This window comes from Krasilnikovia cinnamomea (assembly GCF_004217545.1).
In the GTDB taxonomy this organism is placed as follows: domain Bacteria; phylum Actinomycetota; class Actinomycetes; order Mycobacteriales; family Micromonosporaceae; genus Actinoplanes; species Actinoplanes cinnamomeus.
In genome coordinates this window covers 1,422,694-1,440,523 of record NZ_SHKY01000001.1, presented here as the reverse complement: position 1 = coordinate 1,440,523, position 17,830 = coordinate 1,422,694, and the positions used below count along the sequence as shown (strand labels likewise).

General features: G+C 71.4%; 15 protein-coding genes. 8 read left to right on the top strand and 7 right to left on the bottom strand.

The window, feature by feature from the left end; translation table 11 throughout:
- Positions 1–49: 49 nt before the first annotated feature.
- The 3 genes from EV385_RS06265 to EV385_RS06255 form a co-directional block, all read right to left on the bottom strand.
- Entirely contained in the window at positions 50–1,225 is a 1,176-nt protein-coding gene (locus EV385_RS06265; RefSeq protein ID WP_242624741.1) for a hypothetical protein, read from the bottom strand.
- A 65-nt stretch (positions 1,226–1,290) separates the two neighbouring features.
- Positions 1,291–2,796, bottom strand: coding sequence for a GGDEF domain-containing protein (locus EV385_RS06260; protein ID WP_130508587.1), 1,506 nt, complete (start codon positions 2,794–2,796; stop codon positions 1,291–1,293).
- Between the two features lie 93 nt (positions 2,797–2,889).
- A complete protein-coding gene (locus EV385_RS06255) occupies positions 2,890–3,153 on the bottom strand; it encodes a hypothetical protein (RefSeq protein ID WP_130508586.1) in 264 nt (87 codons plus the stop codon).
- Between the two features lie 126 nt (positions 3,154–3,279).
- On the opposite strand from EV385_RS06255, the gene EV385_RS06250 reads away from it, so the two are divergent.
- The 4 genes from EV385_RS06250 to EV385_RS06235 all read left to right on the top strand — a co-directional run bounded on the left by EV385_RS06250 (position 3,280) and on the right by EV385_RS06235 (position 8,071).
- On the top strand, positions 3,280–4,509 hold the full coding sequence (locus EV385_RS06250; protein WP_130508585.1) for a hypothetical protein: 1,230 nt from the start codon (positions 3,280–3,282) through the stop codon (positions 4,507–4,509).
- A 95-nt stretch (positions 4,510–4,604) separates the two neighbouring features.
- Complete coding sequence (locus EV385_RS06245) at positions 4,605–5,054, top strand: hypothetical protein (protein ID WP_130508584.1); 450 nt, start codon at positions 4,605–4,607, stop codon at positions 5,052–5,054.
- A 441-nt stretch (positions 5,055–5,495) separates the two neighbouring features.
- On the top strand, positions 5,496–7,394 hold the full coding sequence (locus EV385_RS35930; RefSeq protein WP_341273923.1) for a hypothetical protein: 1,899 nt from the start codon (positions 5,496–5,498) through the stop codon (positions 7,392–7,394).
- A 239-nt stretch (positions 7,395–7,633) separates the two neighbouring features.
- On the top strand, positions 7,634–8,071 hold the full coding sequence (locus tag EV385_RS06235) for a CBS domain-containing protein (protein WP_130508583.1): 438 nt from the start codon (positions 7,634–7,636) through the stop codon (positions 8,069–8,071).
- A 9-nt stretch (positions 8,072–8,080) separates the two neighbouring features.
- Here EV385_RS06235 and EV385_RS06230 read toward each other — a convergent pair whose 3' ends face one another.
- On the bottom strand, positions 8,081–9,334 hold the full coding sequence (locus tag EV385_RS06230) for a saccharopine dehydrogenase family protein (protein ID WP_207229768.1): 1,254 nt from the start codon (positions 9,332–9,334) through the stop codon (positions 8,081–8,083).
- Between the two features lie 155 nt (positions 9,335–9,489).
- Here EV385_RS06230 and EV385_RS06225 point away from each other — a divergent pair, with 155 nt between their 5' ends.
- The 4 genes from EV385_RS06225 to EV385_RS06210 all read left to right on the top strand — a co-directional run bounded on the left by EV385_RS06225 (position 9,490) and on the right by EV385_RS06210 (position 13,322).
- The gene (locus EV385_RS06225; protein ID WP_242625244.1) at positions 9,490–11,040 is read left to right on the top strand and encodes a methyl-accepting chemotaxis protein; all 1,551 of its coding nucleotides are present in this window, start codon (positions 9,490–9,492) and stop codon (positions 11,038–11,040) included.
- Between the two features lie 116 nt (positions 11,041–11,156).
- The gene (locus EV385_RS06220) at positions 11,157–11,486 is read left to right on the top strand and encodes a hypothetical protein (RefSeq protein WP_130508581.1); all 330 of its coding nucleotides are present in this window, start codon (positions 11,157–11,159) and stop codon (positions 11,484–11,486) included.
- A gap of 5 nt (positions 11,487–11,491) precedes the next feature.
- Positions 11,492–11,971 carry a nucleotidyl transferase AbiEii/AbiGii toxin family protein gene (locus tag EV385_RS06215; RefSeq protein WP_207229766.1) on the top strand — a complete coding sequence of 160 codons (480 nt, stop codon included), beginning with the start codon at positions 11,492–11,494 and terminating at the stop codon, positions 11,969–11,971.
- A 19-nt stretch (positions 11,972–11,990) separates the two neighbouring features.
- Positions 11,991–13,322 (top strand): TIGR04013 family B12-binding domain/radical SAM domain-containing protein, encoded by a 1,332-nt coding sequence (locus tag EV385_RS06210; RefSeq protein WP_130508580.1) that lies wholly within the window; start codon positions 11,991–11,993, stop codon positions 13,320–13,322.
- On the opposite strand, the gene EV385_RS06205 is transcribed toward EV385_RS06210, so the two are convergent.
- From EV385_RS06205 to EV385_RS06195, 3 genes are all read right to left on the bottom strand, one after another.
- A complete protein-coding gene (locus tag EV385_RS06205; RefSeq protein ID WP_130508579.1) occupies positions 13,323–13,625 on the bottom strand; it encodes a DUF1905 domain-containing protein in 303 nt (100 codons plus the stop codon).
- 23 nt (positions 13,626–13,648) lie between these two features.
- The gene (locus tag EV385_RS06200; RefSeq protein WP_130508578.1) at positions 13,649–15,577 is read right to left on the bottom strand and encodes a hypothetical protein; all 1,929 of its coding nucleotides are present in this window, start codon (positions 15,575–15,577) and stop codon (positions 13,649–13,651) included.
- Between the two features lie 195 nt (positions 15,578–15,772).
- Positions 15,773–17,707, bottom strand: a complete 1,935-nt coding sequence (locus EV385_RS06195) for a M4 family metallopeptidase (protein WP_341273922.1) — start codon at positions 17,705–17,707, stop codon at positions 15,773–15,775.
- Between the last annotated feature and the right edge of the window lie 123 nt (positions 17,708–17,830).

Here is a 17,830-nt window from a genome sequence, read left to right as displayed (position 1 = left end):
GCGCCCGACCGACCCGGCCTTGTGCCGAGGTCGGCGGGCGCCGCCGCCGTCAGCGCAGCCGTGAGTTCTCGATGGTGGGCCGGCGGGCGCCGAGGAAGAAGATGCCGGGCAGGCCCGCGGTCTCGAAGCCGCGGCTCGGGTTGTCGCGCAACGTCGAACCCTCGATCCGCATCGTGCCCGAGCGGTCGTTGCTGACGAAGAACACCGCGCCGCCGCCCTCGGCGGCCCGGTTGTCCGCCACGACCGTTCCGGCCAACCGTACGGTGAAGGTGTTGCCGTCGGCGTAGATCGCGCCCCCGCTGCCGCCGCCCGGGGTGCCCGTCTTGGCCGGGTTCGCGCCGTGGCCGACCGCGGCGTTGCCGGTCAGGACGCTGTTGAGGATCACCCACGACACCCCGATGCTGCTCAGCGCACCGCCGTTCGCGCACGACCCGCCCGTGAACGTGCTGCGCACGACGTGGACCGGCAGGCCGCGATACTGGCTCAGCACTCGGATCGCCCCGCCCCCCAGATCCGGCCCGGTCCGGTCACACCGGTTGCCGGTGAAGCGGGAGCCGACCACGGTCAGCCGGCCGCCGCGCACGAAGATCGCACCGCCGCCACCGCCCTCGGCCCGTTCCCCGGTGCTGTCCCCGTCGGCGAACGTCAGATTCTGCACGGTCAGCCGCGGACTCTCCTGGTCCTGGCAGTGCGACGTGGTGAGGCCCTGCGCCGCGTCACAGGTGTTCTGGTAGAGGATCCGGCGCCGCCCCGCGCCGCTGAGGGTGACCTTGCCGCCGCCGTCGAGGACGACCCGTGCGGCGGTGTTGCGCACCTTCGCGGTGGCCCGCATCGTGATCGTCACCGGGCCCGGCCCGCAGTCGAACGTGATCACGCCGCCCGCCGCGACCGCCCGCACCACCGCCGCGGAGGTACAGCTCTCCGGGGTGCCGGTGCCCACCACCCGGTCCGGGTGGCTCGTGTCCACGGCCCGGCCCGCCGGGGGAACGGAGGCGGTGCCGGCCGGGTTGCCCGGCGCGGGACCTGCGGGCGCCGCCTTCCGCACGGTCGCGGACGGCGAGGCGGCGGGGGTCGTCGCGGTGACGCCCGGGACCGGCCGGGTCGAGGGCGGCGCCGACGACGCGCCGACGACGGCCGGCGGTTCGGGATCCGGCGCACAGCCCGCCGCGACCGTGGCGACGGTCAGAAGCCCGATGGTGGCCGCGGCGGCCCGCTGGATTCGCACCGGACGATGCTAGGCGGCCGGGCGCCACCGTTCCATGTCCGAACGGGCCGTCTCGGGGGCGGCCGTTACCCGACCGCCGGGACCGTCTCGCCGGCCGCCACCGTACGGTCGCGGCCCTCCGCCTTTGCCCGGTACAGCGCGGTGTCGGCGCGGGCGACAAGCTGTGCCGCGGTCTCGGTGCCGGTCCAGTGCGCCACGCCCGCCGAGAACGTCTGCCCGCCCGGCATCGCCTCGCGCATCCGGGCGACCACCTCGGCGGCGTGCGCGGCCGTGGAGTCGGTCAGGATCAGCCCGAACTCCGGCCCGGAGTGCCGGTACAGCGTGTCGCTGCGGCGCAGCGCGTCGAGCCAGCCCGCCGCCGCCGACTTGAGCAGCTGGTCGCCCGCCTGGGCGCCGTGCGTGTCGGCGAACCGCGGGAAGTGGTCGATCTCCAGCACCGCCACGGACAGCGGACGGCCGGTACGCCCGGCCTGCTCCACCGCCACCGGCAGGGCCGCCTCCCACGAACGCCAGTCCCCGACGCCGGTCAGCTCGTCGCTGGTGGCCAGCCGCGAGAGCGTACGGGCCTGCTCCTCCACCCGCCGGACCAGGCCGGCCATCCGCAGCACCACGAGCAGGAACACCCCGATGCAGGCCACCCCGATCGCGACCGCGTCGAGCCCGTCGACGCCCGCTGGCGCCTCGGCCAGCAGCACCACGGGCGGCAGCAGCGCCGCCGCGGCCAGCAGCACCAGGCGGCGCACCGTCAACGCGGCGAGCGCCTCCTCCCGGTTGGCGGGAACCGTGGGCGCGTTCTCGTCCCCGGCCGGGGCACCCTCGCCCGCCGAGCCGTCACCGGCCGCCGCCGCCGAGGTGCCGCCCCTGGCCGTCGCGCCCGTCGCCGGGTGCAGCGCCGCCGCACCGACGAGTGCGAAGCCCAGGCAGACCAGGGCGCCGCCCCGGCCGTCCGGCACGGCGGGACCGTTCATCAGCGCGTCGGCCGTGAACCAGGAGTCGCCCGCGAACCCGCAGAGCACCCCGGCGGCCAGCAGGTAGCGCATCGGACCGCGGTCGTCCCCGGCGGTCACCAACCGGCCCAGCAGCACCAGCGCGGCGAGGTCGGCCAGCGGCGCGGCCACGCCCAGCGCGAACCACAGCGGGGAGGCGTAGTCGCGGGCCAGCGCGGGCACCACCGCCAGCGTCCAGGCCAGCAGTCCCAGGCTGCCCGCCACGATCGCGGCGTCGAGGCGGTTACCCGAGCGGGCGCCGGGAACCCGGGGGGCCAGCGCCGCCAGCCCGGCCACCAGCAGCAGGCAGGGGATGAGGTCGACGGCGTACCGGACGGATTCCGGGGCGGGCGCGGCGGCGACGACGACGTGCGCCGCGGAACTGGCCAGCACGGCCGCCCCGAGCAGTGGCCACGCCGCGCGTGGGCGCGGGCGGTGCCGCGCGTTCCCGAGCAGGACGGCGACGGCGGCCGCCGCGCCCGCCAGCCCGTACGTGGCCGCCGCGACGACGTCGTTGCCGATCGCCTGGACCGCGGCGACGGCGACGCCGCACGCCAGGAAGGTCCCGTACACCCGAGGATTCACGTCCGCGCGATCGGCAGCGCGGCGGACGACCTGAGCAAAGGCGCGCGGCTTCCGCCGCGGGGCCGGTGTCTCGGCACGGTGCGCGGGCGGCGCTCAGGTCACCGGTCGGCGCATCGAGTACGTGACCCCGTGCAGCCGGTGCGGTTCGTTGAGTACGGTGACGGCGGCCCGGTCGTACACCTGCCAGCCGGCCGAACCGGCCCGGTTGAGGTGACGCAGGTCGTCGAAGCGTTCGTCGGTGCCCCAGCGGAGTACGCCCCCCGGGTGGTAGAAGGTCGCGGTCCAGTCCATGTACCGGTCGGTGCCGAACGTGCCCGCGGCCCGGTATTCGAGGCGCGCATACTCCCATTTGGTCACGGAGCCGATTATGCCCAGCCGGTTCGTGACCGCGCAGGACGGTCGAAAAGCCGCGACGGAGCAGATCCGCCGATATTGACGAAAGTCATTGCGCGGGTCGTCACATGACCGTGGTGGACTGCTGCCATGACTCGATCGTGGACGACGGTGTCCGGATTCCTCGCCGCCGTACTGATGCTGCCGGCCCCGACGCCCGTCTCGGCCGCCCCGGGCGGCCCCTCCTGCGCCTGGCCGCAGGAGGTGGGCGCGGACGCCGACAACATCGCGCTGCCGGACACGAACGCGCACTACTGGGTGACCCCGTTCCGGGTACGCGCGGACCGCGAGATCACCGTGACCGGCACCTTCCCCGACGCCCGGTACGCGTCGCTCACCGTCTACAACGGCCTGCGCGGCACCTTCACCCGCGACGGCGTGTTCTCCTCCCGCACCGATTATCAGATCGCGCCCGATCCCGGCAGCGTCAACCCGTGGCAGGAGTCGGCCCGGCCCGGCGGCTCCTACACCCTGTATCTGCGGCACCAGGTCGCCCCCGGCCAGACCAACACCATCCCGATCGCGCCCGCCCGCGCCCGCGACGGTGATGTCGGCTTCCTCGTCTACCGGACGTATCTGCCCGCCGACCGGCCGTCGGTTCCCGCGCGCCTGCCCACGCTGACCGTGATCGACGGCGGCGTGCCCCGGACGCTGAAGCCGTGCCCGGCCACGGTGGCCCCCGCGGGAGCGCGGACCCCGATCATTCCCCCGCCGCGCACCGCGCCGGATCTCGCCTTCGCCCGCGGCCGAGGCGCCGACGAACTGTTCCCCAACCCCGACAGCGGCTACCTGAGCGCCTGGATCCACCCGCCCCGGGGCGACCGGGTGGTGGTGATCCGGGGCCGGGCGGCATCCAGCCCGGACACCCCCCATCCCAGCCCGTGGCCCGCACCGGGCGACGACATGCGGTACTGGTCGCTCTGCACCAACCTGCGGCGGCCGTACTACCCGGTGGTGGTCAACGAACTGCCCGACGGCTCGGTGGACCCGGGCTGCCGCCACGACGATGCCGCGGCCCTGGACGCCCGCGGCTACTACACCTTCGTACTCGGCACCGAGGCGCAGCGCCCGGCGGTGCAGGCGCTGCCCGGGGCCACGTTCGTGCCGTTCTCGCTGGAGCACCCCCGGGCCCGGCATCTGGTGGTGCTGCGCAACATGCTGCCGGTGGACAGCTTCCGGTACTCGGTGCTGGACGCGCCCGCGAACGGCCGGGCGCGCCCGGCGGCGGCCGCGATGGGCGACTACTACCCGCGCGGGGCGGTGTGCGCGTTCGCCGTACTGGCGGCGGAGGGTCCCGCCGGGTGCGGGTTGCCGGACTGAGGCGGCGGTTGCAACCGTTCGGCAACCGGAGGGCGCACCGGTCTGCACCCGGCCGTTCGAAAACTGAACGGGTCCCTCGAGCAAGGAGATCATTTATGCGCATGCGCCGTACACTCGTGGCCGCCGTGGCCGTGGCCGTCGCTATCGTCGGATCGGCCACAGGTGCCGCCGCCGCTGAGGTGCAGCCGCAGACGAAGCGCACCTCCGTCTCAGTGCACGCGTTGCACAAGGACCCCAAGCCGGCCAAGCCGAAGAAGTTCGAGGGGCGCGGCAAGATCAGCGCGATCGACGTCGAGGCGGGGACGCTCACGGTCGTGGTCAAGGGCGGCACCAAGAACATCAGGCACCGTACGGTCACGGTCAGCGTCTCGCCGACCGCGCGGATCAAGCGGAACGGCAAGAAGGTGTCGTTGGCGTCGCTGGCCGTGGGTGACCGCATCAAGCTGCGGGGTGCCAAGAAGGATGACACGTACACCGTGAGCCGGATCCAGGCGCAGGGGCCGCGCAAGCCCAAGCCGGCGCCGTCCCCCACCGAGAACGACTGACCTCCGCGGTCCTAGTCACGCCGCAAGCCCGGCCCCGTCGCATCGGGGCCGGGCTTCGTCGTGTCCGCGCCCGGCCGGAACCCGCGAAGAAATTCCACGGACGGCGCCGAACCATCGACATCATCCGTTCGGATGATGCCTGCGGTTAGCGGGTTCTCTCCTATCTTTTCTTTAAGTCCGGCATAAGAGTTCCTCAATTCCATGGCGCCGATTGCCTTCCGTCGGCGCGCCTCTTAGCGTCTGGTTGCCGGCCCCAGCGGCGACCCGAACAGGGCCTCCGGAGCCGGTGACGAGAGCGCGGAAACGACTACGGAATGTCGTCCATGGACCGGTCGCCGCTTCCGCCCGCTCCTCGTCGCCCCCCCCCACCTGACAGCCACCGGCCGGCGACTATTCGTACTCGTCGCCACAACGGCGTGCAGCGACAGAAGAGGTTCACCCATGCGAAGGCGTTACAGGCGCGAATCGTCGTGGTCGAAGTGGTTCACCGGACGGCGTCGTCTCGTCGCCGCGGCGGCCACGCTCGTGGCCTTCGGCGGCATCGTCACCGTCACCCAGGTCTCCGACGCGAGCACCAAGCGCTCGACCCAGCGTGCCCTGTCCGCCTGCGACAACATCCAGGCGCCGAGGTCCACGAAGCTGTCCACGGAGACCAGGCAGGGTACCTGGACCACGAACAAGGGGCAGGTGACCCAGCATGCCGACGACGGCGCCGGTGACGTGCCGTCCGCCGCGGAGATGCGGGACCGCTGCCGCGACTGGGTGATGCGCAACGTCGCGAACAACGACGGCGACGACCAGCAGCAGAGCGGCCAGCAGGGTCAGAACGGTCAGCAGGGCGGCCAGCAGCAGGGCGGCCAGCAGCAGGGCGGCCAGCAGCAGGGCGGCCAGAACGGTGGCCAGCAGCAGGGCGGCCAGAACGGTGGCCAGCAGCAGGGCGGCAACAACAATGGTGGGAACAACAACAATGGTCAGAATCCGCCTCCGGGTGCGGGTCTGGGCGTGTTGACGAACTCCTGCGAGAACACCCAGCTTCAGCCGCATGACGGTTTCCAGAAGGGTGACCGGTGTGTGTCGACGGAGTTCGGTGAGGTGGGTGCGGCGGCGAACAACCCGTCGTTGTTGATCGTGGAGGCGCCTCGACAGGTGGCGGCGGGTCAGGCGTTCAGCTTGAAGGTGTCGACGCGGAACCTGATCCGGGACCGGTTCCTGGCGGCGGGTCAGGGTGGGTACTACGTGGAGAGTTCGGTGCTGCAGGGTGGCATCGTGCGGGGTCACTTCCACACGGCCTGCCGGATGCTGCAGACCACCGATGCCGCTCCGGCCCCGGAGCCGGTGCCGGCGTTCTTCGTGGCGACCGAGGACAAGCAGGGTGGTCGTGGTGCCGACACGGTGACGATCAACGTGCCGGGGTTGCCGCAGGAGGGTATCGCGCAGTGTGCGTCGTGGGCTGGTGACGGTTCGCACCGGATCCCGATGATGGAGCGCGCCAACCAGACCCCCGCTCTCGACGCGGTCCGCATCCAGGTCGCCGGGAACAACAACGGCGGCCAGCAGGGCGGGAACAACAACGGCGGCCAGCAGGGTGGGAACAACAACGGCGGCCAGCAGGGTGGGAACGACAACGGCGGCCAGCAGGGTGGGAACGACAACGGTGGCCAGCAGGGCGGGAACAACAACGGCGGCCAGCAGGGCGGCAACGACAACGGCGGCCAGCAGGGTGGCAACGACAACGGCGGCCAGCAGGGCAACAACAACGGCGGCCAGCAGGGCGGCAACGACAACGGCGGCCAGCAGGGCGGCAACGACAACGGCGGCCAGCAGGGCGGCAACAACAACGGCGGCCAGCAGCAGGGCACCAACGGTGGCGTGAGCACCAAGGGCGTCATCGTCCGGACCAACCCGCCGACCACCGCCCCGACCCGCAAGCCCACCGTGACCAGCGACACCAAGTCCGATGACGCCGCGCAGGCCGACTCCGACAGCGCTGGGGATCAGGGCGGCAAGGAGAAGGCGGTCCCGGAGCCGACCGTGACGAAGAAGCGGACCGCGACCACGGACTCGGACACGGCGGAGGAGGTCGAGGCGCGCAGCGACAAGACCACACCCGCCGCCGACGTCGAGCTCGACCCGGCACTGGACCCGGAGGCCGCGCCCGACGCCCAGCCCGTCGCGCAGGCCGATCAGCAGGTGGCCGCGCCCACCGCCGGCAACAAGCTGGCGCTCACCGGCGCGAACACGATGGCGCTCGTGGGCGTCGGGGTGGTGCTGCTGCTGGCCGGCTTCGCCATCGCTGGATCGGTACGCCGCCGCCGGGCCGCGGAGTCCGGCTGGCGGTAGGAGCACGGAAGTAGTGAACAGCCGACCCGGGACGCCGGGTCGGCTGTTCTGTTTTTCCCTATTCGAGCGTTAAGTCCGTTATGTGATCAATTGTATTCATATTCCGAATGTCGGGCGAGTGGCCGCGGAGCGGACACGTTCCAGAGGCTGTGCGGGAAACTGTGACCAGCGGGGCCCAAGAGCCCTAGGCTGGTGAGCGTCCACTTCGGCGGGTCCAGCGCGGGATCTTTGGAGGGAACATGCGCATCAGCGACGTACTTCGGGCCAAGGGCGACAAGGTTGTCACCGTCCCCCCGGAAACACATGTGGCACGGCTGCTGGCGGTACTCGCCGAGAACAGGATCGGCGCCGTCGTCGTGTCCCGTGAAGGTTCCACGGTCGAGGGCATCGTCAGCGAGCGCGACATCGTCCGGGCCCTGGCCGCTCGAGGCTCCGCAGTGCTCGCCGAGCCGGTGACGGCCATTCTGACCGCCGACGTGCACACGATCGCGCCGGACGCCCAGCTCGACGAGGTCGAGCGCATGATGACGGAGCGCCGCTTCCGGCACGTGCCGGTCGTGGTGGACGGCTCGCTGCGCGGCATCGTCAGCATCGGCGACGTGGTGAAGAAGCGGATCGACGAGCTGGAGACCGAGCGTTCCGAACTGACCGGCTACATCACCGGCGAGCGGCGCTGACCGTACGGCTCAGGTGGCGGGCTGGGCCGACAGCTCCATGCCCGCCGCCCGCAGCCGCCGCACCAGCGCGTCGCCGATGCCGGTGGCCGGGGTAAGCACGCCGCCCGGCGTCGCGGGCAGGTCGTGGCGGTCCAGCGCCAACGCGAGCGCCGACTCCCCGATCATGAGGGCGGTCGCCGCGTACCCGGGGTCGCCCTTGGCCTTGACCCGGGCGGTGTAGCGGGCGCCGCTGGTCGTCGTGGTGAACAGATCGACCGTGAAATGCCCCGTACGTCGGGTCTGCTCGTCCGGTCCTTCGCCGGGCTTGGGCAGCACCCGGTCCAGGACGAAGCGGGTGGGGGGCACGGACAGCCCGACCACGAGTGCGGCCAGCCCCACCTTCGTGCCCGCCGCCAGCACCGGCGTCAGCCGTGAGGTGCCGACGCTCATCACCTCCCGGTAGCGCAGCCGGCGGCCGTATTCCCAGTCGCGCAGGGCGTTGCTGCGCCGCACCACCCGCGTGTTGTAGGGCGCCATGACGAACGGGGCCAGGCTGCCCCGCAGGCCCGGCGCCACCTCGGGGCCGCGCAGACTGACCAGGTCGTGCTGGCGCCCCAGGTCGGGTTCGCGGGCCCGGTCGGGGCTCAGCGAGTACGGGCTGGCGGCCAGCCGGCGCAGCTTGCGGTCCCGGCGCACCTGGTCCAGCTGGTGGCGCAGGGAGTCGATGGTGCCGCCGCTGACCCCGCCGCGCAGGCGGGTGACCACGAGGGTGGTGTCGGTCAGCTCCCCGGCGCCGTCGGCGCGTACCTGCTCGTGCAGCACGTGCACGCCGAGGTCGGACGGGATCGAGTCGAAGCCGCACGAGTGCACGATGCGGGCGCCCGTCGAGCTCGCCAGCTCGTGGTTCTCGTCGATGCTGTCCCGGACGAACAGCACCTCGCCGGTGAGGTCGACGTAGTCGGTGCCGGCGGCGGCGCAGGCGCGGGCGAGCTTGCGGCCGTACTTGGCATAGGGCCCTGCTGTGGTGAGCATCACATGGGTGGTCGCGGCGAGCCGCTCCAGGGCGGGGGTGTCGTCCGCGTCCGCGACCAGCAGCGGCCAGTCCACGCCCAGCCGGTCGCGGACCGCCGCGAGCCGCCGCTCCGAGCGGCCGGCCAGTCCGATCCTGGTACCGGCCGGGGCGTAGGCGGCCAGGTGTTCCGCAGTCAGCGCTCCGACGAAGCCGGTGGCGCCGTAGACGACGATGTCGAGTTCTCGAACGCGTGTCGGGGTGTCATCGCTCACGGTCGTCGATTCTCCCTCAAGTCTTAGGTCTGGGCGAAGCCCGGCCGATGAAGGAGGCAGTCAAGTCCAGGGTGCCGGGAGGATTAGCCGTGCGGTTCGGTCGATCGAGTGTAGGTATGCGGCTCGGCGGTGCATTCTCGGTACTCGTTGTGCTGATGATCGTCGCCGCCGGGGCGGGCTGGTGGGGCATGTCCCGCCAGCAGCATGCTCAGGAGCAGCTCACCAAGCTGGAGCTCGTCCGCCGGGACGTGACGTTCGCCCAGTACCAGATGGCGGACATCTCCGGGTGGCAGGGTCTGGTCGTCGCAGACGTCGCCGCGTACGGCGCGGAGTTCGCCCTCAGCGAGGACAGCTTCAACCGTACCGAGGAGCTGTACGCCAAGGAAGAGCTGTACAAGAGCTTCAAGGAAGCGCACCTCGAGGACATGACCCCGGAGGAGCGGGCGCTGTACGCCAAGCTCTCCACCGCCTGGGACGACTTCTTCGTCTGGGACGAGAAGGTCATGAAGTGGCTGAGTGACGACAGCGCCGCGGGCAAGAAGAAGGCGATGGACGCCATCAACGACGGCCCGGCGGCCGACTCGCTCGGCACCATCGACGAGGTGGTGACCGCGCTCAAGAAGTCCGTCGACAAGCGGCAGGAAGCGGCCCGCAAGGCAAGCCAGAAGTCCCAGCGCCTCGGCCAGTTCACCCTCGGCGGTGCGCTGCTCATCGCGCTCGCCCTGGCGGCAGTGCTGAGCGTCCTGGTCACCCGGTCGGTCGTCCGGCCGCTGTCGATCGTCGTCGGCGCGCTCGGCAAGCTCGCCAAGGGCGACCTCACCGCCAGGGTCAACATCAAGCGCAAGGACCAGCTGGGTCAGCTCGGGGACGCGCTGAACGAGACGGTCGAATCGCTGCGCGGTACGGTCGGCGCGCTTTCCGGCCACGCCGACTCCCTCGCCGTCGCCTCCGACGACCTGTCCCAGGTCTCCGAGCAGATCGCCTCGTCCGCCGACGAGACCAGCGCGCAGGCCCGCGAAGTGACGCGGGCGGCCGCACAGGTGTCGGCGAACGTCGACACCGTGGCGATCGGCAGCGATGAGATGGGCGCGTCGATCCGGGAGATCGCGCAGAACGCCGGCGAGGCCGCCGCGGTCGCCGCCGAGGCCGTCAGCGTCGCCCAGGCGACCAACGAGACCGTCGGCAAGCTCGGCACCTCCTCGGCGGAGGTCGGCAACGTGGTCAAGCTGATCACCGCGATCGCGGAGCAGACCAACCTGCTGGCGCTCAACGCCACCATCGAGGCGGCCCGCGCGGGTGAGGCCGGCAAGGGCTTCGCCGTCGTCGCCAGCGAGGTCAAGGACCTGGCCCAGGAGACCGCGAAGGCGACCGAGGACATCTCACAGCGGGTGGAGGCCATCCAGGCCGACACGTTGAGCGCGGTGAAGGCGATCGAGCAGATCGCCGGGATCATTGACCGGATCAGCGAGTACCAGACGCTGATCGCCGCCGCGGTCGAGGAGCAGACCGCGACCACGGGCGAGATGGGTCGCAACGTCACCGAGGCCGCCGAGAGCAGCCGGGAGATCGCCACCACGATCGCGTCCGTGGCGCAGGCCGCGGAGATCACGACGACGGGTGTCAGTCACTCCCAGCAGTCGGCGGCGAACCTCGCCCGCATGGGCGCGGAACTGCGGGCCATCGTCTCCCGCTTCCAGCTGACCTGATCTCGACACCGAGTGGGCTGATACGGCGGAGGCCGGACTTTCCGAGGTCCGGCCTCCGCTGTTGTCAGCCACAGCGTGACCCCATCAGGCTCATGGAGCGCGGCATAATGCTCGGCATGGACGTGTCGGACCTGCCCTCCCGGTACGACGGCGTGGATTCGCGCATCCCGCATGCCTGGGGAGAACTGCATGGACCTGACGCCGGACCAGTGCGGCTTCCGGACCGTCTGGCCTGGTCCGGGCCCGATACCTTCGACGTGTCGAATCCCCGGCAGCGGTTGACGCTCTACTCGATCCTGCTCGACTGCGGGCAGCGCACTGACGCCGCCGCCTTCATGCATCCGGATCTGCTCCGCGAGTCGTGGCCACAGATCCGTCGGCTGACCACCCGCGAGATCACCGAGCGGTGGGAGCGCCGGCTTCCCGGACTGCGGCCGGTGGCCTGAGTCGCGTGGAGGAGCTGCACCTCAGGCTGGCACGCATCGGCTTCGAAGCTGGCGAGGACCTGGGACTCGTGCTTGCGGGTGGGTATGCCATCAGCGCACATCAACTGACATCTCGGCCGTCGCGGGACATCGACTTCGCGACCGCGGCGGCGATGCCGCTGCGCGCTCTACACGACCGGGCTCTGCACCGCGATTTCATCGATGTGTACGCCGCCTACGAGGCGGGGTACTCGTGGGAGCGCCTCGAGAGCCTCGGAAGTCGGTTCCTGGCGACGTTCCGACTCTACGATCTGGCTGAGCGGCTCAGCAGCATAGAGCTGCGCGACGAGGAGACGTTCCTGGCGTACGGGATGGGGCTGTCGGACATCGAGGTGCTTTCACGATGGGCGCTGCAGTGGGCCGACGACATCGGCCGGCGGCTCGAAGCCGGCCCGGAGCCGCCATCGGATTCCGAGCCGGACTGGGACGCCTACCTCGACGGCTGACTGCTGGCAGAATCGGCGCATGGGTGGTCTCGACCTGGTGCTGGTGCTGCGGTATCGCAAGGCGGTGACGTACGGCTTCCACGTGCTGTTGGGGGCGTTGGAGGAGCACAAGACCACCACCCGGTTCGACGTCCGCTTCGGAGACACGCCCGAGTCCACCGCGCAGCACATCGAGACCGCGCTGGCCGAGGGCGCCAGGGTGCTCGTCCTCTGGTCGTTCTACTCGCCCGACGCGGCGGGGCTCGCGCAGGAGCTGGCGGAGATCCGGAAGCTGGCGGACGGTCCGGGCGTGCGACATGTCGCCGGTGGGGTGCACGCGACCGCGGAGCCCGTGCAGACCCTGGACGCGGGCTGGGACGTGGCCGCGGTGGGCGAGGGCGAGACCATCCTGCTGCGCCTGGTCGACGCGGCTGGTGCGTACGCGCAAGTGCCGGGTCTGGTCTACCGCGACGAGACCGGGGCCGTCGTGCGGACCGGGCGCCCGCAGCGCCGCCCGCTCGACGACTTCCGCGGGTTCTCCCTGCGCTGGGACAGGTTCAACGCCCTGGAGATTACGCGCGGCTGCGTGTACGCGTGCCGTTTCTGCCAGACCCCGTTCATGTTCTCGGCGAAGTTCCGGCACCGGGGCATCGCGAACGTGCGCTGGCACGTGGACCGGATGCGCGAGCGGGGCCTGCGCGACGTCCGGTTCATCACGCCGACCGCGCTGTCCTACGGCAGCCAGACCGAGGAGCCGAACCTGGCGGCGGTGGAGGAGCTGCTGGCGAGCTGCCGCGAGGGCATCGGCCCGGACGGCCGGGTGTTCTTCGGGTCGTTCCCCAGCGAGATCCGCCCCGAGCATGTGTCCCGTGCGGCGCTGCGGCTGGTCCGGCGGTACTGCGCCAACACCAACATCATCGTGGGCGCGCAGTCCGGCTCCGACGGTGTACTGGATGCCGCCAAGCGCGGGCACGGGGTGGAGGAGGTCAGGCGCGCGGTGCGTCTCGGCGTCGCCGAGGGCTTCGGGATCAATGTGGACATGATCTTCGGCATGCCGGGGGAGGACCGGCGGGATGTCGACGCCTCGCTGAGGCTGGCCCGCGAGCTGGCCGAGCTGGGGGCGCGCATCCACGCCCACACGTTCATGCCGCTGCCCGGCACGCCGTGGCGCGACGCGCCCCCCGGTGACGTCGACCCGGCGACGATTCGGGAGGTGGACCGGCTGTCCCAGCGCGGCGCGCTGTACGGGCACTGGCAGAAGCAGCGCGACCACGCGGCCCGGCTGGCGGCGGCCGCCCAGGCGTACCCGCGGCCCGGCCGCAGCCGGACGATCCTGCCCACCGTGCCGGTCACCGACGCGGGCGGGCGATAGTCATAGGTCGACGAGTTCGAGGGTCACGGTGGCGACGTCGCCGACGTCGAGCGCCTCGGCCTTGCGGACCGCACGCTTGATCGGCAGCACGAAACACCCCCGCGCGCTGTCCGGGAAGATCGAGGTCCGCCACGTGCTGCCGCCGACCGTCACCCGCACCCGTACGGACCCGAAGCCGCGACGGGGCCCGGCGCTCACCTCGCGGATCTCCTCGGACTCCTCGCCCGGCACGCTGACGAACGTCCAGCTGTCAGCGCGCCGGGCGTCCCAGATCCACAGCTCGGCATCGAACACGACGACCATGGGCCCACCCTAGAGCGCGGCGCTCACGGCTTGATCAGGCTGATCCGGGTGCCCCAGTTGGCCAGGGCGGTGCGGGTGCCGCCGCAGCTGCCGAACGGGTCGGCGGTGTACTGCGGCAGCGTGCACTGCTGGCCGATGTACTCGCTGGCGATCCAGATGCGGTGCCCGTCGACGGCGGTGGCGCCGTAGTCACCCCAGCGCGGCCGGGGCGGGTCGTCGAAGGCCCGGTAGCCGCTGAACCCGTCCTGCGGTCCCACCCCCGCCTTGGCCAGGTAGATCGCGCCGGCGCCGGAGCGTCCGTCGAAGGCCGCGTACGCCGCGGAGGGGTAGTACCCGGCGCCGGTCAGCGTGAACGCGATGACGCCGTGACCCTGGGCGGTCAACCCGATCGCGGGATAGATGAGGTGGTTGCCGGCGAGCCCGAGCTGGCCCTGCCGGAACAGGCTGGCGTGGACCGACGTGGCCGACGACCGGGGCCGCACGATGTACCAGCCGATGCCCGCCTTGATGGCCCCGCCGACGCGTACGGCGGTGTCGAGCGCACCGTACAGCCGTCCGCCGGTGTACGTGACCTGTTGCATCCGGGTGTCGTTGCTGTCCAGCCGGGACAGGGTTTCGGGCGCGGCCGGGTTGGGGGCGCCGAGCAGCACGGTGGCGCAGGTGGGCGTGTTGAGGCATTCGGCCAGCGGCGCGGGTCCGGCCTTCTGGTCGGCCAGCGGCGGCAGCGAGTACGCCCGCACGCCGACCCTGGTGTCGTGCAGCCGCACGGCGGGGCGGGGCGAGTCGAGTGAGCGGGTGTTGGTGAGGCTCCACGTGACGATGCTGTCCGAGACGTAGTCGTCGGTGCCGGTGGCCTCCTCGGCCGCGTTCGAGGACAGGAAGTACGCGGTGCCCTTCTGGCCGCGGTCGTAGTCGCCGGTGCTCGGCGACTGGGCGGGCCAGATGGTGAAGCCGTTGCGTCCGGCGTCGGCCGCGGTGGTGTCGAACTGGGTCACCAGGACGTCGGCGTCGCCGCGGGCGAGTGCCCGCTTGGAGAACGCGTACACCTGGGCGCTGTTGTATTCGTCGCCGAAGAACGCGTACTCGTTCGTGGTGAGGTAGAAGCCGTACGCGTCCACGCCGATGTGCGGGTAGTCGCCGATGCACGGGCAGTTCGGGTGCACGGGGGTGCCGTTGCGCCCGTCGTCGGTGGTGTCCACGGAGTACGTCTTCCACACTCCGGTGGGGTCGCCGGTGACCGCGATGTCGATCTGGTTCTGCCCGGTGAGCTCCCCGTCGGTCGTGCTGGCCAGGGTCAGCACGACCAGGAAGAAGCGGCGGGTGGTGGGGTCGTACAGGCAGCTCGGGTCGGTGACCACGGGGCCGAACACCCCGGTGCTCCGGTTGATCGCGGGCGGGTAACCGAAGAACGTGTTGAGGTCCACCACGCCGGTCTGGCCGCTGCCGTCCGCGCCGTACACCCGGAACGCGTCGTTGACCGCCTCGACGACGTGCCCGTTGCCGGCGCACAGCGCCTGGTCGGGCGGTTCGACGCTGAACTGGTTGCCGTTGTTGGCGGTCCGGTGCTGGCGGTGGTTGATGCCGTCGAAGCTGGTGACCAGCCGGGGAGTGCGGATCACCCCGGGTGGCGGTGGCGGGGCGAGCGCGGTCGCGGATCGCGCCAGCGCGGCCCGGGCCGCCGCCCCGGCCGGGGCGAGGGTGCGGTCGGAACCGGCTGCCGCCGCGTGCTTGCCGTCCGCCTCGTGCCGGTGCGCGATCTCGGTGGACAGCGGTCCGGGCGCGCCGCTTCCCGTGCCGGTCGGGTGGTATTCGGCGGTGCCGCTCTGGTGGATGTGCCGGACCTGGCCGCCGGGCGCGCTCGGCGCGGCCGAGGCGCCACTGCCCGGGACCAGCGATCCCAGGGTGATGAGGATGACCGCGGCGGCGGATCCGGCACGGGGCCTGCTGAGCATGGTTTCCTCCGTGGCGTGCAGCGTCCTGCTGGACAGGCGTCCCTTGCGGTCAGTCTGGCGCGCGGCTGCCGCAACGGAGGACGGCGCGCCGACAAATGGCGCAATCTGTACGGTACGGACGTCCGTACCCGGTGGCCGCACACGGCAGCGGGGCCGGCGCCCGCGCGCCGGCCCCGCCGTTGGGGGTGGTAGGGCTCAGATGGTCAACGACCAGCTGTTGATGTAGCCGGTGTCCGCGGAGTAGACGTCCTGGACCTTCAACCGCCACGTGCCGTTGGCGTCCTCGGTGGACAGGTTCTTCGTGTACGTGGTGTTCACGTTGTCCGCGCTGTCCGAGCTGCTGGTCGCCTTCAGGTTGTAGACCGTGCCGTCCGGGGCCACGAGGTCGACCCGCAGGTCACCCCGGTAGGTGTGGACGACGTCCACCGCGACCGTCGAGGTCGACGAGGCCTTGCGGCCGCAGCCGCTGATCGCGATGTCGCTGTACACCGCGGAGCCCGCGTCGGGGATGGTCACGTCGGCGGTGTTGGTGCCGGTGCAGCCCGTGGGCGGCGTCGACGGGGGAGTGGTCGGCGGGGTGGTGCCGCCGTCACAGGTCGGGTCCGCCGTCTGGGCGGGCACGTTGACCGCGTCCCAGGCGGTCTTGACCGTGTTGAACTCGGTGCAGCTGCCGGGGAAGAGGTTCTTCGCGGCGGTCAGCGTCCAGGTCCGGTACTTGAGGTACGACGAGCTGGACGTCTTCATCAGCATCGCGTTGTACATGATCTTGATGGCCTTCTCGATGCCCAGGCCCGTGATCGCGCCCGAGCCGCTGCACCGGGTGCTGGCCGGCTGGCCGTTGGTCGGGTTCGTGCCCTCGGCCAGCAGATAGAACCAGTGGTTGCCCGGCCCGGACGCGGCGTGCACCCCCTGGCCCGGCGTGCTGCTGGAGTAGCAGTTGTCATGACCGGCCAGCGACGGGTTGTACATGTACCGGATCGGGCCGCTGCCGACCAGGTTGACCTCCTCGCCGATCTGGTAGTCCGGCGCGTCGTTCGGGTTGTTGGCGAACCACTCGGTCGCCGTGCCGAGCGTGTCCGCCACGAACTCCTGGGTGCCGCCCCGCGAAATGCCGCCCGGCGTGTTGTCGTCGATGCCGTGGCCGTACTCGTGACCGATCACGTCCGCCGATGAGATCCACTGGTTGGCGGTGTTCTTGCCGATCTGGATCTGGGTGCCGTCGTAGTACGCGTTCTGGTCGTTCAGGCCGACCCGGATCGGCCACGCGCCACCGTTGCCGTTCTGGCCGTTGCGGCCCAGCCACTGCGACAACATCGCGGTCTGCTTCTGCGCGCTGTAGAACGCGTCGACGCAGCCGGTCTCCCTGCTGGTGCCGTTGCCGTTGCCCCAGTCGTTGTCGGGGCCGCTGAACGTCGTGTTGTTCGCGGCGTCCTGGCACGTCAGGCTCGTCTGGTTCGGGTCACGCAGGCTGTACGTGCTGCCCGACTGGGTGGTGTTCAGGCTGACCGAGCCGTTGATCCAGCCGGTGCCCGTGCCGATGGCGTCCATGACGTGTTCCCGCGTGCGCACCACCTTGCCGGTGGCGGCGTCGACGTCCACGGTGAGCCGGCTCGGGCCTTCGGCGCTCGTCCCGCGCACGGTGCTCTCCCACGCCAGGGTGGGTGCGCCCTCGGTGGTCACCACGACCAGCGTGGTGCCCTCGACATTGCTGACCGTCTTGAGCTGCTTCTTGGCGATCGCCAGCGCGGCGGCCTCGGTCAGCTTCGGGGTGGTGGACAGCTCACCGATCGGCCGGGACTGGGCGACGGAGGTGTACTTCGTCCGCCCGGCGTTGTCCGTGACCACGACGAAGTCACCGCCGATCACCGGCAGTCCCTTGTAGGTCCGGTCGTACGGGACGTACTGCAGCCCACCCGAGGAGATGACCGGCCGCTGCACGAACGCGTCGTCCGCGGTCGCGTGCAGCAGTTGCGGGCGTCCGGCGACCAGCGCCGACGCGGCCTTCGCGGCTGCCGGGGCACCCGACGGGCCACTGGGTTGGGCGTTCGCCTGACCGGCTATCGCCACCATGCTGGCGGCGGCTGCGGTGCCGGCCGCCAGGGCGACGACGAGAGGGGTTCGAGTTTTCACGCGGGTGCTCCTTTCCCGCCCGGGGGTTGGCGGGCGGGCTCGACGTCCGGTGACCTGTGCGGCTCACCTGGATGACTTGAGGTGAGACGCTAGGCATCGATGGGGTTCACCGAATCGGGGAAA